Raw genomic sequence first — 14,404 nt, forward strand, 5'->3', positions numbered from 1 at the left:
TCTCGTTGGTTGGCACATAATGTCCGAAGAGCCGTCCCCGCCCCACCGACTGAGCCCGGATGGCGGTACCGAACACCGTGACGTGAACGACGTCGTCGAAGAGGAATGGATCGAGGAGACGACGCCGTTTGAACGAGTGTACGAAGTCATCTCTCGTGTGTACGATCCGCTGTCTGTAGCACAGATCGCCGAGCGTGCCCGCGTCTCACCGACCACGGCGCGAAAGCACCTGCGAACGCTCGAGAGCGCTGGTGAGGTAACGACGTCACAGGACGGTCAGACGACACACTACCGACGGTCGGAAACCGCTATCGTCACCGAACACGCCCAGTCGCTCCTCGCGGAACGGACGCCCGAAGAGATCGCGTCCGGCATCGCCGATATGAAGTCGCAGATCCAGGCGTGGCGCGAGGAATACGGTGTTGATTCACCCGAGGAATTCGCCCGAGAACTGGATATCGGGGACGCCGACAGCGATCATGGTGCGCTCCTCACAGAATGGCAAACGACGCGACGCAACCTCGCACTCGCACAGGCAACACTCGCGATCGGTGAGGTGAGTCAGACTGGTCACCTCACTGGCACGGATACGGACGACGATGGTAACGGCGATACATCCATCGTCGTATGAGTGACGACGGAGATCCCCCTCACCATATTCAGCCAGACGAACAGTCTGAGGTGTTTGGTCCTATCGACGCCGGGGCGCTACGGGAAATCCGAGACCTGATTGTGGACCTCGAGCCGCTGGTCCAGACCGCGTCATTGGACGATCCGCTGAATCCCCAGACACTTTCGGCTGAATTATCCGACGGCGTCGGAGCGGCGTCAACCGCCCGGATAGACGTCCGGTGGAGTCTCACCGGGAACTACGCCGCACACTACACAGATGATCGAGACCGAAATTTTCGGTTTGACTGTCACCCGAAACCCGACGCGCCGCGACGACACTTCCATTCACCCCCCGATGCTCTGAGCCGTCCTGTCGACCCATCTTGTATTGCCGTGTCTGAAACAAGTCTTGTGACGCGAGCGATTCTCCAACGGTGGCGATACGTCTATACGAATGGAACATTCGATGGGATCAACGACGCAGAAAATCCACCGTAATATCTTCCTCACCGTTCACGACAAGGCGGACGCCACGTTAATCGAGTCACTGGCTATCCATCACCGGATCGAGCGATTTCATCGAAAAGTCTGATTTCGAGCAGTACCGTTCCGCAACGTCCATCAGCGCTCGTGTACGCCGAATATCGGCGACGTTGTGGAGTACGACCGCTTCGAAATCACCAGTCTCCCACGCGTCGACGGCCTCGCTACTTTCCCCAAATGGATCGACTGTGCCGTGGCCGGAAGCCACGAGCTCACCATACACTCCAGTGAGGCTGTTCTCGCTCGTATTGAACCGTGAGGAGAAGACCTCCATCACGTCGATGTACGGTAGCTCGGCGAACGGCCACTCGCGTTCGTGATGGCTTAACCGCGTTCGAAGGAATGGCAGATCGAATCCGCCTTTCCAGGTTTCCCCATTATACGCTACGAGTTTGACATCTCGCTGTGCGATCGTGGTATCGACGAACGTCTTGACGGCGTCCAACAGGACGCTCTCATCGTCATGAACAGAGAGCGTCACTGGCGTGGTGAGATGGTCGTTCACGCGTTCTTCGATATCTGAGGCACACGTACTCCCGTCTGTATTGAGGAACACTCGCGAGCCGATTTCGGCGTCAAAGCCGACGACGGTCAACTGGTCAGTCGTCGAAAACCCTGTCGTCTCGATGTCGAATGCGATCGTCGCGAGTGTACTCATTGGGGTTCCTCGCTGGTTTCCCCATCGGGTCCTTGCGCATCGGTGCTCTGTTCGTTGAGCCGGTGTTCAAGCGCTTCGAGGCGTTCCCCATGGTCTTCCAATGTGGCCTCCTGTTCGAGATCGATACTGAACAGCGCCGGCACCAGTGGATTCTGATGGTTCAACAGCCCGCTCGCGTCGGCGTGTTCGCGAGCGTACTCGAACAGCCGGTCGAAGCGTGGTTGGTCGTGACGACGGAGTGCCCGACGGAACTCCGCCCAGCGCTCTTCGATGGCCCGCAGCGCATCCCGATATGTCGGGTTTGTGCGTCCCATTGTTAGCGCCCCCTAGGTGCTGTCCACGCATCGAGGAGCGGACTTGTGGTGAGCGATGTCGCCTCGCCGTCAGCGGTCACGCCTGTTCCGACACCTGGCGGACTCGACGTCGACGACGGGAGTGTCGCGGGTTCGAGGCCAACCTGTGTCGCCCGCGTAGCGAGCAGCTGTCGCCAGTAGGCGAACGTGGTCTGGTAGTACGCACCGTCATCAACGGGATAGACGAGTGTCTCGAACTCGTCACCGACGAGTCGCGGCCCCATCCGGGTTTGCTCACACTCAAGATGGTGATTGGCGGCCGTCGCGACCGGTACTGTGAACTCGTCGATCGTACTCCGAGTAACGAGTACCGGGACGTCGTAGCTGTCGGCGTACGTCGCTAGTCGAGCGAGGGTTCTCGCTTGGAGTGTTTCCGCGTGCTGTTCCCTGAGTGTGTCATCGCTGCGATACTGGGCGTCGACAGCCGGTGCGACGATGAGCGACGGGGTGTGTGGAGACGAGTTTTCGTTTTGTACCGTTGACTGTCGACCGGATGTGTCGGTGACAGCGGTCGATTTCTGGATGCTCTGGTTTACTGTCGTCGGGAGATTGTCGACAGCGCCGTAGTGCTGGTACGCGGTGAATCCACGTGCGACGTGGATCCGGTCGAGCAACCGCTGGCTCGGTGTGATCTGAGCCAGCGTCGTCGTCGTCGCGTGGCCGTTCGCGTCAACCCAGAAGGCGGGCCCATCGTGTACCAGGAGATGGTCCAGCACGAGCGACTGGAGGATTGGGACGCCTCGGCCGTCGTCAACGTCGAGCAACGTGACGCCGTCGTCGAGTGACGGTAGGAGCATCTCTTCTGTGGCTGGATCGGCTTGATCTGCCAAGGTCCGATTGCGGTCAGCCCCCCGTGTCGGCTTGTCGGCCGCCATTCGGTTCGATGGTGGGTGATCTCCCATACTCGATAACTAGTCACGCTCTCAATAAGCGACGGCGCGGCGCTTCCGGACTTCCAGAAAGGAATGTACCAGACACTAATTCGAACTCTGTCACCGGATCTTGAGGAGTGGTAGACTGTTTCCAAGACTCTTTCCGGGGTGGCCGTCGCCTTTGATCGTCAGATTAACCAACACTTCGGTATGCCCCGGCAATTTGTTGGTTAAGCTAGTTAGCATCGTTGTACCGAGCCCGTCGATGATGACATCTGTAGATATGATATTCTAGAATATGATTATTCAGAATATTTTTATTAGACACAACAGAAGCCACGGCAGCTTTGACTCGAACAGTTCGTCGAAGCTGCGGCCGACACGGTTCCTGGTCTCGAAGACATTCGTCCTGATTGTTGCCCGCGACCCAGGAAACGCATCATACCGGTCAGGCTCGACAGATACACTCGTGTGATACCCGTGTCATATCGATGAGGTGGCGGTGGATATCGTCGGCAAGCCGGTACATTGCCTCTGCCTGTTCCTTCGTTGCGATACCGAGTCTGTAATAGGTCTTCGTTCGGTTTCGGTTCCACAGCTCGGCAAGCTCCTCTCCGAACGCGTCGTCGTAGAGGCCTATCTCGGCACCACGTTGGTAGAGTCGGCGGTGGCTACTGATGACCTCCGCCGCGGACATTGCCCCATCGTGGATCAATCGGAACTGGATAGTGCGCTCGATGGCGACGAACGCCGACTCGATCACGACCGTGTAGTACCCTTGGTCGAGGAGATTTGATCCCACCTCCAGCAGCCGACAGGCACGGCGAAGTTGGACCAACTCCGCGTCGTCGACATCTAATCCCTCCTCGATCGTTCCGGGACTGCCCTCGAAGGTCCGCTCGGCTTCTCCCAACTGGTCTCGGATATCGTCATTCATCGGCATACACCTCGGTTCGGAGTTCGGAGAGTTGGTCGGAACTGACCAACGTGATCCCGCCGTCGAACTGAGGGCGAAGTTGATCACCGATTCGTTGGACGCTGTCCGTCGATTCGACAAGCGGCTGGAACGTGTACCGATTCCCTTCGAACCGTTGGTCTTCGAGATCGCTAACAACCGTCTGGACAGTCCGGCGAGCTGCCGTTTGGTCTTTGTCGACGATCACCAATAGGTCGATGTCGCTGGCCCTATCTGCCTCTCCCCGAGCGACGCTTCCGAACAGGACGACCCCGACTAATCCATCCAACTCGTCCTGAAGTCGTTGTAGAAATGCCTGAACTGGTTGGTGGAACTCGCTCTGCGGGATCGAGAGAATTGGATCTGGTTTTGTGAGCCGTTCACGGTTAATCTGGACCTGCTGAGTCCGCCCATCTGGTGCGATCTCGATGACATCAAGCTCGGAAAGCAATGTCACCGCCTTTGAGATCGTTCCCTTATTTGCCCCTGTGAGGCTTGCGAGTTCGCTCATCGAGTATGTCGCATACGGCTGATCTATGAGAACGTTGAGAACGTCCTGCATTGCCTGGTATCGGAATACCCGATCCTCCGGAAACGGATACTGTAACTCTATTGAGATCGACTCTTTCCTATTAGGCATACGATTCCTATTAGGAAACGGTGTAAAAATCTGGCGGTGAACTGGCCAAATTACGGCGTGCTAGACTGTAGCCCTCTGAGTTCGTCTTCTATGTCCGCAGGGCCTCTCCGACTCGTGCCTCGATCATCTTCGTAAGCTAGGGTTCAATAGCAGAGTAGTCGGACCATCTACTGGTTCTCATCACTTGTACTGAGAGATTCGTGAATCCCCTCTCTATGTCATGGCGGTTCCACTCTGTTATCTAATGGTGTGTCTCTAGGCGTACAATTTACTGATTAACTCCTCCATCTAAGTCTTCATCAGTAGGGGGCTCACCAACCCGTCCAAAACGTCTCCCTCGGAATATGAAGGGTTGAGTATTAATCCATTCTGTAAATGTCCGGTCGGGGTCTTGGAGTATCGGTGTTTTGTGGCCGGTGAGTGGATGTTTAATGGGATCAACCCCTCCCGGTATGAAATCAATTCGAGCAGTCGGGTCGAGGCGACCGTCCTGAATCTTTTCAACGGTTTCCTCACCGATGTCGCGAGTGACTCTGTGACGTCCATACGAGTCAAATCCAGACATGATGTCAGAAGACGACTCTCGGGCGATGTACTCCAAATAAAGCGTCGTTCCGAACCAAAGCTGTGCCATCTCGTCTAAGTTCATCTGGGTGAGAGAATCGAGACCACTAGACCAGCCACTAGCCACACTCTCCCACCTTACGATCTGCTGTCCTGTCTTGAGCTCATATCTGATTGCTGCCGATGTTAGTTCTGCCATTGAACCGTATACACTACCAATCAATTGCTCCACAGGGGTCACCGGCTCAACGTGCTCGCTGTTCTGTGCTCGGAGCCACTGATGGTAAGTTAGATCATTTACCTCCATATCGGATTCAGCAACCGTTGAGATGAGGCTTGGAAAGTGGCGAATCAACAAGGAAGTGTAACTTTGGTTTCGACCATCCTCTATATCCCGTTTCATAATGGATGAAGCGGCTGTCCAGCCAAGAAATCGAGCACTAACTGCGGAACCAGTATAGACTTGATTTTCTGCTGCCGCACTAACTAGTTCTTGAGAGGTCTCGATAACTTCCGTTCGAACTCGCTCCACATTTGTCTCGTAGGGGAGGTTATCGATTAAGCCGGCTTGCCCCCGTACTACGTGTTCAACCGCTCGATTGGAATCCTCCTTAATTGCCGCCTCCCCGATCGTCCCTGCTGTCTCAGTAGATTGTATAGCTGTTTCAGTCAGTTCCTCATTAACCGCTTGCTCCAGAATCAGGGGGAGTTGGTCTTTACATACGTATTCTATTGTCTGATCAACTGGAGAGTCTTCTTCGGCTTTCCCATTCTGCTTGATAAGCGCTGAAACTCGGTCTCCGAAGATTGAGAGGCCTAGTGCGGAACTCGCCCGATCATGCTCTTCGATTGTGGAATTGATTACAGAGATAAGCGTCTGAAATGGATCTGGGTGAGCTGCGTCGTCGGCTGATAACTCAGCTTCTTCCAGCATCGATTTTGGCGTTAGCTTGTCTTCGATGTGCGATAATATCCCCTCGGGAGTCGTTCTCTCTAGTATCTGATTCATAAATCCGTAGAGAGAAACGAATGAGCCAGCCGCTAGAATACCAGATGACGCGAGTACGACTCTAAGGGTAGCATCGGAAACTGCCCCCACAACAAAGAGACCAAAGATGTCGATCGCGATAGAAAATGCGAAAACCCCAACTGTCACTCGGTATGTGGAATCTGAGCTGAAACTCTTCGCAAGCCGTGGGGAATACCGTGAGGCAGAGAGTCGTACTCCCAAAATGACGATGGAGAATACAATCGCGAAGATACCAGCTTGTACTCTTGCCAGCGTGCTCAAAATACTACGAGCTGTCTGTTGATTTGGAGTGTGGCTGCTAAATATTGCTATTCCAATAGCAGCAATCCACAATCCAATGAAAGCAACCCAGAAAAATAGGGATCTTCGGTTCATAGCTCACCAAATTTTACGAAACCGGCGACGCAGCTGCTGAATCAACGAGTGAGTACTTGCGGTCTCGACTCGTCCCTTCTGCTTCCAAGAGATTGTACTGTGCCATCTTCGAAAGGTAGGTCCGGACGGTGCGCTTCGTCCGCGGATCGTCGACCGCCTCAGTATACCGGTCGTGAATCTCGCTGGGTCCAAGCGGGCCGTGGTCGCGAACAATATCGTAGACGACCCGCTGGTGTGGTGTGAGCGAGTCGAGACTCTTCTGCTTGATTTGGGCCCGAGCATCTTCAGCAGCGTCTCTGAGAATGTCGTTGGTGATCTCTTCGTGATTTTCGCGATCAGCTGTGCTGGCTGCGCTGCGAAGCATCCCGATCGCGAGACGAGCGTCGCCAGCGGCGGCATCAGCAATCTGATAGAGCTGCTTGTCGGTGCCGGGAGGCCCTCACCCGTGTCGACCGCGGTGAGTCGTTCGCGACTGTCGCCGACGACACCGGCATCGCTGAGTCGACGCTCCGGAGCCTCCACCAGGATCGCCGCGATCTTTACCTCGGCGGCGAGGCCGAGGACAAGCGCGTCGACGACGCACTCACCGATGTCCGCCCGCTGGAGGATGCGCGGGCCGAGGATCCCAACCTCGAAGAACTGCGCGAACGCGTCGAGCGGCTGGAGGAGGCCACCGATATCGACCCCCACTGACGCACACCCTACCTCCTCAAACCCGAGTCGTGCGTACGTGTCGAATTGGTTCTATTAAAACCCTCAACCGGCGATCTGTCGTCAACCATTTGCTGAATATAGAGTGCGAATCGGCCGTGTACTATCTATCAACCAGGTAGGTTCGCCAACAGTACGAGCACGTACCAATCCTATCCAGCGAAGTCGTCAACTGCTGGCTGTATATAATCTAACTCACGGAGCCGGTCGAGCAACTCATCGTCGGAGACTGCTTCGCTGACTGCCATACTTAGGTCTTCGTTACGCTGTTCAAGCACACTAAGAAGTTGTCTCGCAGTCCTCAGTTTGTAACTTGCGTCCGGGTTGTCCATATCTTCTTGAACCTCTCCTAACAGCTCCTCTATCGTCGTGAGCACATCCACTACCATGAGCTAACTACGAGAACGAGTATCATATAGATGACTGGCGATTCGCAAAATACCCTGTGAGACGAAGTTTCTATATTTAGCACATCCCCAGAAACCTATTATCTCTTGAGGATCTCAACAGGGCCGCTTAACCAACAAAACCGCCCTTATCTACCCCTGTTGGTTAACGTCAGAGAGTACGAATTCCTCTGTGATGGGTCTTTATACACCGATCTGTTGGTTAGAAATCATCAGTGGGTATAACACTCGAGATGATGTTTTAATCCTCGAACAATAGACACGGACGATCAACGGTGTAACCTCTCGACCGCGTGCTGATAGGCCCACGGACCGGCACTCGGCGAGCGAAGGGCTTTGTCCGGTGACGCCGAAGCGCACCACATGAGCAGAGCCGTTTCTGTCGCCACGGCGTTTCTTGTCGGTGTCTGTGTGTTCGCGTGGCTCGCAGGGCCAGTGCTGGAGGCTCGGTTCGGTGCTGAGGCGTTGTTGGCCGCCTACGGGGCCGTGGCCGCTGGAACTGCAGCCACGACGTACGTACTCGTCCGTCGGGTCGACGCCCGGCTTTCGGGAGGAGAGACTAGCGGAGACGAACCGACAACCGCCAACGAGGTCGACACGGCCGACAACGATGGGCGGAACGCGAACGCTGGTGAGGACGAGACGCTGATCGTCCGGTTCGACGATCTGGACGATCTCGACGTGGAACGGGAGGTTCGACAGCTGAAGGCCGAACGTTCTGGCAGTGGCAAGGACTGACGCGCCGTTCATCGACTCACCACGAGATGCTCGATACCACCACGCGAAACGCTTCGGTATCGACACGAGCTATCGACTCTCTAAACAAAGTATTGCGACGACCTCAACACAAAATCCGGTCGTACGGCTGCTGTACGTCGTGGTGAGCTTGTTGTTACAGAACGTCTGGCGGTATTTACACTGGGAGTACGTGGCGACGCCCCGCCGTGGGGGGGCGTCGCCTCTGGAAGTGGTCGTTCAAGGAGTTCATCAATATGGTTCAACGGGCAGCGTGGACGGCCCTCGCGACGCGTCGGGCCGTCTCCCCAAATCGACCACCAGACGATCGGTTTACTCGCTACTCTCCGACAGGGCTAGCCTTCGTCATGAGTGGCGACGCTGTCGCGTCGGCGGCAGTCGCCGCCGACAGCGACAGCTCTGCGTCAGTTCGTCGAAGATTTTCTCGTCAAGGCCACCCAGCACAACCGCTTCGCCACAGAGCTCAGGCTTCAGAAACAGCTAGCTGAGGGTGCTTTGTGAGGTTCGGCAACTACTGTTTACGACGGGGAGGAGGTCACACCTCCCCTGATGATTTCTCAAATTCGACATCCATAACCTCAAATCGAGCTCCACCGTCACTCCCGCCTGTGACACGAATCTGCCAGTCATGAGCGGCGATAATCTCTTCAACAATACTCAGCCCAAATCCGGTTCCGTCTGCCGATTTCGAGTACCCGGCCTCAAAGATGTCATCATATTCCTCGGACGAAATACCCGGACCATCGTCCTCAATATAGAATCCGTCGTCAAGTTCCCCGACCGTCACAGTCACGTCAGATCCGCCGTGTTCGATTGCGTTTCGAAACAGGTTCTCAAACACCTGCTTGAGGCGGCTTTTATCTGCAAGTATACTCCGTTCGATATTGTTGAATAATGCTGCTTGGCCTGTGTCAACGGTTTCCCAGCACCCATTAATCATCGTGGCGAGATCGAACGGCTGTGCGTCGGTTACTTCTTTTCCTTCACGGGCTAGCATCAGGAGATCGTCAATCAGCGTCTCCATCCGGTTGAGACCTTTTTTTGCCTCATCCAGATAGTCGCTGTCACACTCTATGGATGCCATTTCAATTCCCCCCGTAGCGATTTGTAGTGGATTTCTCAAGTCGTGTGAAACAACACTTGTGAACTCCTCTAGTCGTTTGTTTGTGCGTTTAACCGACTCACGTTCAGTAATGTCGATATACATTGCTACCGTTCCGATGATCTCACCGTCTGCTGTACGACGTGGAACCGAGCGCAAGAGAGCCTCTACTACCTCACTATCGTTAGCCACTAGATTGCGTTTCTCTCTAGTGAACTCACCGTTAATCGATCGACTATATCCTCCAGATTGTAATTCTTCTTCCGACTCAGGTGTGTAGAATTCTGTGAGTTTGCTGCCGGTTATTGCGTCCGCATCGTATCCAAGTGTCTCGACGAACTGGCTATTGTAGTCCTCAATAATCGGCCGGTCGTCCTCAGATCGAGTGAGAACCGTCATCACTGGGGCTTCCTCGAACAGCGTTCGGTACTGTGATTCATATTTGTTCGCCAAATGCTCCAGTTCCTCTGTTTGTTGTTCCAACTGCTGTTTGCGTTCTATTCGTCTGGTGATGTCGGTCGTGACACCGGTAATCCGAAACGGATCACCGTTCTCGTTGGTAATTACGTCGAGGCGGGCCTGTACCCAGCGTACCCCACGGTTGGGATGGTTGACACGGAACTCCTGCTCGATTGGCCACTCTACTGTTCCATCTTGTTGGGCCTCCAGATTTTTGAGCAGCTCGTCCTTGTCATCGGTATGGACGTGCCGGAGCCAAGCCGTCGGGTCATCGTAGGCCTCCTCAGGTGTAATCCCGTAGATTGTTTCCACTGCCGGATTTACGTACTTAGTTTCTGAGTAATCAGTTGGTAATAAGAAAAACGCGTCTTGGACATTGCCGGCAAATCGTTCAAACCGCTCACGGACCATCCGAAGCTCCTGCTCGCGTTCCTTGCGCTCAGTGATGTCTTGGAACGTCCCTTGCACGGCGACGATTTTATCATCTTCATACTCTGGTTCTCCAAGGGCGCTTATCCACCGCACATCACCTTCCACTGTGAGAATCCGAACCTCCAGTTCGTACGGATCGCCCTCGGTTGCGAGACCGTTAAAGGCTTTTTCGAGGGTCTCTCTATCCTCCGGATGATAAGATTCAATTGCGTCTTCGAATGTCACATTAGTCTCCCGTGACACTCCGTGAATGTGGTACATTTCATCCGACCATCGCAAAGACTCTGACTGTATAGTAAATTCCCAACCACCGACAGCTGCGACTTCCTGTGTGTCTCGCAGAAACTGACTGCTCCGTTCAAGTTCCTCCTTTCGCTGCTTGCGTTCTGTTACATCACGGTATAGCCACAGAATCGCCTCACCTTCTGGCAGGGTGTACGGCACGTAATCGCGCTCAACAACGCGATTGTCTGCGAGGGTGAGCTCCTCGTTTTGAACCGCCTCCCGGCGTTCAATCCGATCTGCTATGCCTTGGATAAACCCCTCAGGATCGGCGAACTGGTTTTTGAGCTCTTCAGCCGCCGCGGCACAGTCACGCCCAACAAGTTGGTCACTATCGATAGGTTTGCCAAGTGTTTCGCCCAGTAGGTCATTCGCCATGAGTACGTCACGTTCGGCATCTTCGACGAGCACCCCCATCGGCAGATTTTCGACGATTGTACGGAGAACAGTATTCGTCTGCTTAATCTTCTGCTCGCGCTCTTTGCGCTCAGTGATGTCCCGGTTTGTACAGATAAGACCGCCATCGTCAAGCAGTGAGAGCGTGATCTCTTGAGAGACTGTGGTCCCGTCGCGTCGCTTACCCACAGTCTCGCCTCGCCACTCACCTTTCTCTTCGACTACTGGCAAGACGTCCCGTTCGATCCGTGTGATCTCGTCGTCGCCATACAGTCGTCGCCAGGTGCTGCCGAGGAGTTCACCGGCCTCGTAATCGAAGATATCGGCATGGGCTTGGTTCATGTAGATATACTCGTGGTCCTCGTTCAGGATCGAGATACCGTCCATCGCCGCTTCCATCGCAGCGGACTGCATCTCTAGTTCGGTTTTTCTTTTTTTACGTTGGGTGATGTCTGTTGAGATCCCGAGCACAGCGTTGCTGTCGGTTTCTACCGGGTCGTAAGGGATCTTTGTCGTCTCCAAGAGCCGTGTCTCACCATCGGCGGTCGTCAACGTCTCCTTGGGAATTTGTTTAGGCTCGCCAGACGCTATAACGGCCTGATCGTCGGAGCGGAACTGGCTAACTTGCTCCTTGGAGTCTGCGAAGTCGGCGTCTGTAGCACCCTCGAGGTTATTGACGCTGGTCCCATACGCGTCGGCAGTGGCCTCGTTTGCTAGCAGAAACTCACCGGTCTCGTCTTTAGCGAAGACGAGCTGTGGGAGCATATCGATGATTTGGCGCAACTGGTCGCGAGTCGCTTGGGCACGGTCTCGATGGCGATGTCTTTCTACGGCGTTTCGAATCTGATTGGCAAGGATCGTGTACTGAGCTGTTCCAGAGTCTTTTTGTAGATAGTCTGTCACACCGGAAGCGATCGCATCGCTTGCGACCGCTTCACTACCTTTGCCTGTATAAAGAATAAACGGCAAGGCGGGATCTTCCTCGCGCACTGTTTTGAGGAACTCAATACCGTTCTGGCCGGGCATATCGTAGTCGCTCACAATACAATCGAAGTTATCTGTGGCGAGTCGATCCAGCCCTTCGCTGGCGCTTGTTACTGTTTCAACAGCAAATTGGCTCTCCTGTTCAGAGAGTATATCGGCTGTTAGTCCCGCGAGAGCGGGGTCATCATCAACGAGAAGAACCGAAACGCCTGTTGACTCAATCATGTATGATAACTAAGCGGTGACACATATAGCATTTCGGAGGAAATTTTCATTCGGGATACTCAGCCGATTTTTCCATCTACTGTGAGGTTGATACAAGACTCGTCCAGATCTAGCCGGTCCTCAGACTAATTGACATCCTCCCACGCCTGAAGACGCGGGAATCCCACGGCACCGCACCGCTGAGTTGGGATATTACGGTTCGCAGTTCACGACCTGTTCTCGCGGGGCGAAACTGCCCTCGCTGCGGTCAAACAGGTGAACCGCTGGCTGTGCCAACCAGCCGTTATCCCTATCGCCGCCATCCGTGGCGAGACTCGGGAGTACCTTTTGTCGAAAGTACTCTACCGAGCTCAAAAGGGAATCCACGAAGCTAAGAACTCGTATTTTAACCGGCGAGAATGCTAAGGTGGAATTAGGCGCTAATCCCCCTTTTTCAAGGAGCAACGCAGAAATTGAAGCGACGAAGTAGCGCAGTAGGGAGTGGGGTTAGCAGAATACAGGCGGTAAGCCCCCTTCCTCAAGGAGCGACCAGCGGGAGCGAGTAGGGTGGGGTAGTTCACCGAGTAGACGTGACACGTTCCAGCGACTGCGTCGAAGGGTCCCACAATCACACTCTGGCAAGAGATTGTTGTTGTTGACCTCTGCTTGGGAGTTGAAACTGAAGTGCGGTCCCGTTACTGAGATCATCCACAGAGATGTTGCCGCCCGCTTGCTTGACTGCCATCCGAATTTTCCAGATTCCAAGGGCGCTACCGTGCATTAATGCTGATTCTTGGCCTGTCTCTAATACCGCAGCCTCTGCTGGTGGTATTCCGGGCCCATCATCCGCAATCGTAATTTTGATCCAATTGTTATCGGTGTTAGCTACGGTCACACCTACTGTTGGCGTCTCTTCGGTGCTTGCCGCCACGGCATTATCAATTGCTTCGATGATTGCTTTCTGTACATACACTGGGATGCGTCCGGTGAATGGAGCGTCTAGTGTCAACGAGATATCTGCTTCAGGATGTTTAGATTGTTGGGACTCAACGATATCTGGTAAGAAATCACCTGGAAGCTTATGATCTGGCTTTCCGGATTCTGATTCGATCAACTTTTGGACTTCTTTCAGTTCACCTGTCATTTTTTCCCATGAATCCAAGATATTCTTAACTCTATTTGCGTGAGACATGCGCTCTTCACGAGAAACCGCTGTCGCAGCCATTTGTGTCCAGCCATTTACTTTCATCAAATCATTTCGCATGTTATGACGCATCAGACGGTGGAGAACTCGAAGGTGTTCTCTCTGCCGTTGTTTGTCAGTTATATCGTAGCCAGCCACGATGAGCTGTATGACCTCACCGTTCTCATTAGTAACTGGCTTCGCTGAAACCTCAATAGTTCGAAGACCATCAGCTCCCCTCGCTTCAGTTTCGTAACGAACAAACCCACCATCTCTTGCTTGTGCTATCGCATCTTGAATACCTTTTTTGACCTCTTCAGAGTGCGTCCACCACGAGATCTCGTCGAACTGCTCATTAACGACGTTATCACGCTCAAGACCACCAAATTCCAGTGCGGTGTCGTTGATCTCGATGATGCTTCCGTCTAATCGTAAGAGACCAGTTATCTGAATCGTGTTATTGAACAGGGTTTCGTATCGGTGATTGAGCGTTTGTTGGCGGGCTGCGTAGTATCCGGCAGTAAACAGTACTAACGCCCCACCACCCGCGGAAACTAACAGCCTAAACTGTGGTTCTACGAGCGGCCGACCCTCAATTACCTCGACTGTAAGTGTTATTCCTGCAATCGTAGCTCCTACAAGACCACCAAAAATCGTCCAAATACCAACAGACCATTCGGTAGTAGCGGTCAGATTTCTTTGACGAAGCCAGTATCCTGCGTATATTAATCCGAGACTGAGGCTCCCGTCTAAAAATAGTGCGATCATCGGTCCAAGTTGAGTAGAGAGTACAGCAATCTCTCGTACATGGTGGCTAACGGATAGGGTCAATAGCAGACCACCAAGTGTCATGACCGCGGCTGATCCTCGCAGTCTAGACATACAT

Annotated in this window: 11 protein-coding genes and 3 pseudogenes; 3 read left to right on the top strand and 11 right to left on the bottom strand. The window is 53.9% G+C overall.

Going from position 1 to position 14,404, the window contains the following annotated elements; all coding sequences use genetic code 11:
* Window positions 1-82: 82 nt before the first annotated feature.
* A complete protein-coding gene (locus HPS36_RS15370) occupies window positions 83-631 on the top strand; it encodes a winged helix-turn-helix domain-containing protein (protein ID WP_137717193.1) in 549 nt (182 codons plus the stop codon).
* 525 nt (window positions 632-1,156) lie between these two features.
* Here HPS36_RS15370 and HPS36_RS15375 read toward each other — a convergent pair.
* The 8 genes and pseudogenes from HPS36_RS15375 to HPS36_RS15410 form a co-directional block, all read right to left on the bottom strand.
* Window positions 1,157-1,813 carry a ribonuclease H-like domain-containing protein gene (locus HPS36_RS15375; protein WP_137717183.1) on the bottom strand — a complete coding sequence of 219 codons (657 nt, stop codon included), beginning with the start codon at window positions 1,811-1,813 and terminating at the stop codon, window positions 1,157-1,159.
* Window positions 1,810-2,127 (bottom strand): hypothetical protein, encoded by a 318-nt coding sequence (locus HPS36_RS15380; RefSeq protein ID WP_137717182.1) that lies wholly within the window; start codon window positions 2,125-2,127, stop codon window positions 1,810-1,812. The genes HPS36_RS15375 and HPS36_RS15380 overlap by 4 nt, the downstream gene beginning before the upstream one ends.
* Before the next feature lie 2 nt (window positions 2,128-2,129).
* On the bottom strand, window positions 2,130-3,068 hold the full coding sequence (locus HPS36_RS15385; RefSeq protein ID WP_137717181.1) for a P-loop NTPase family protein: 939 nt from the start codon (window positions 3,066-3,068) through the stop codon (window positions 2,130-2,132).
* A gap of 418 nt (window positions 3,069-3,486) precedes the next feature.
* Entirely contained in the window at window positions 3,487-3,975 is a 489-nt protein-coding gene (locus HPS36_RS15390) for a hypothetical protein (RefSeq protein WP_137717180.1), read from the bottom strand.
* Entirely contained in the window at window positions 3,968-4,633 is a 666-nt protein-coding gene (locus tag HPS36_RS15395; protein WP_241991817.1) for a nucleotidyltransferase domain-containing protein, read from the bottom strand. The genes HPS36_RS15390 and HPS36_RS15395 overlap by 8 nt, the downstream gene beginning before the upstream one ends.
* Window positions 4,634-4,901: 268 nt before the next feature.
* Complete coding sequence (locus HPS36_RS15400) at window positions 4,902-6,602, bottom strand: DUF2254 family protein (RefSeq protein WP_173230878.1); 1,701 nt, start codon at window positions 6,600-6,602, stop codon at window positions 4,902-4,904.
* Window positions 6,603-6,615: 13 nt separating this feature from the next.
* Window positions 6,616-7,029 (bottom strand): annotated as a pseudogene (locus HPS36_RS15405) (BlaI/MecI/CopY family transcriptional regulator); the annotation flags it as partial.
* Window positions 7,030-7,465: 436 nt separating this feature from the next.
* The gene (locus HPS36_RS15410; RefSeq protein ID WP_092563060.1) at window positions 7,466-7,702 is read right to left on the bottom strand and encodes a hypothetical protein; all 237 of its coding nucleotides are present in this window, start codon (window positions 7,700-7,702) and stop codon (window positions 7,466-7,468) included.
* A gap of 381 nt (window positions 7,703-8,083) precedes the next feature.
* Here HPS36_RS15410 and HPS36_RS15415 point away from each other — a divergent pair, with 381 nt between their 5' ends.
* The gene (locus tag HPS36_RS15415) at window positions 8,084-8,458 is read left to right on the top strand and encodes a hypothetical protein (RefSeq protein ID WP_092563063.1); all 375 of its coding nucleotides are present in this window, start codon (window positions 8,084-8,086) and stop codon (window positions 8,456-8,458) included.
* Window positions 8,457-8,796: pseudogene (locus tag HPS36_RS15420) on the top strand (ISH3 family transposase); the annotation flags it as partial. The gene HPS36_RS15415 and the pseudogene HPS36_RS15420, both read left to right, overlap by 2 nt.
* Before the next feature lie 215 nt (window positions 8,797-9,011).
* Here the strand turns inward: HPS36_RS15420 and HPS36_RS15425 are convergent.
* The 3 genes and pseudogenes from HPS36_RS15425 to HPS36_RS15430 form a co-directional block, all read right to left on the bottom strand.
* Window positions 9,012-12,356: a PAS domain S-box protein gene (locus tag HPS36_RS15425; RefSeq protein ID WP_173230879.1), complete on the bottom strand. Its 3,345-nt coding sequence runs from the start codon at window positions 12,354-12,356 to the stop codon at window positions 9,012-9,014.
* Between the two features lie 192 nt (window positions 12,357-12,548).
* Window positions 12,549-12,698: pseudogene (locus tag HPS36_RS16910) on the bottom strand (RNA-guided endonuclease InsQ/TnpB family protein); the annotation flags it as partial.
* A 265-nt stretch (window positions 12,699-12,963) separates the two neighbouring features.
* Window positions 12,964-14,400 (bottom strand): ATP-binding protein, encoded by a 1,437-nt coding sequence (locus HPS36_RS15430; RefSeq protein ID WP_173230880.1) that lies wholly within the window; start codon window positions 14,398-14,400, stop codon window positions 12,964-12,966.
* Window positions 14,401-14,404: the final 4 nt, after the last annotated feature.

This window comes from Halorubrum salinarum (assembly GCF_013267195.1).
Lineage (GTDB): Archaea > Halobacteriota > Halobacteria > Halobacteriales > Haloferacaceae > Halorubrum > Halorubrum salinarum.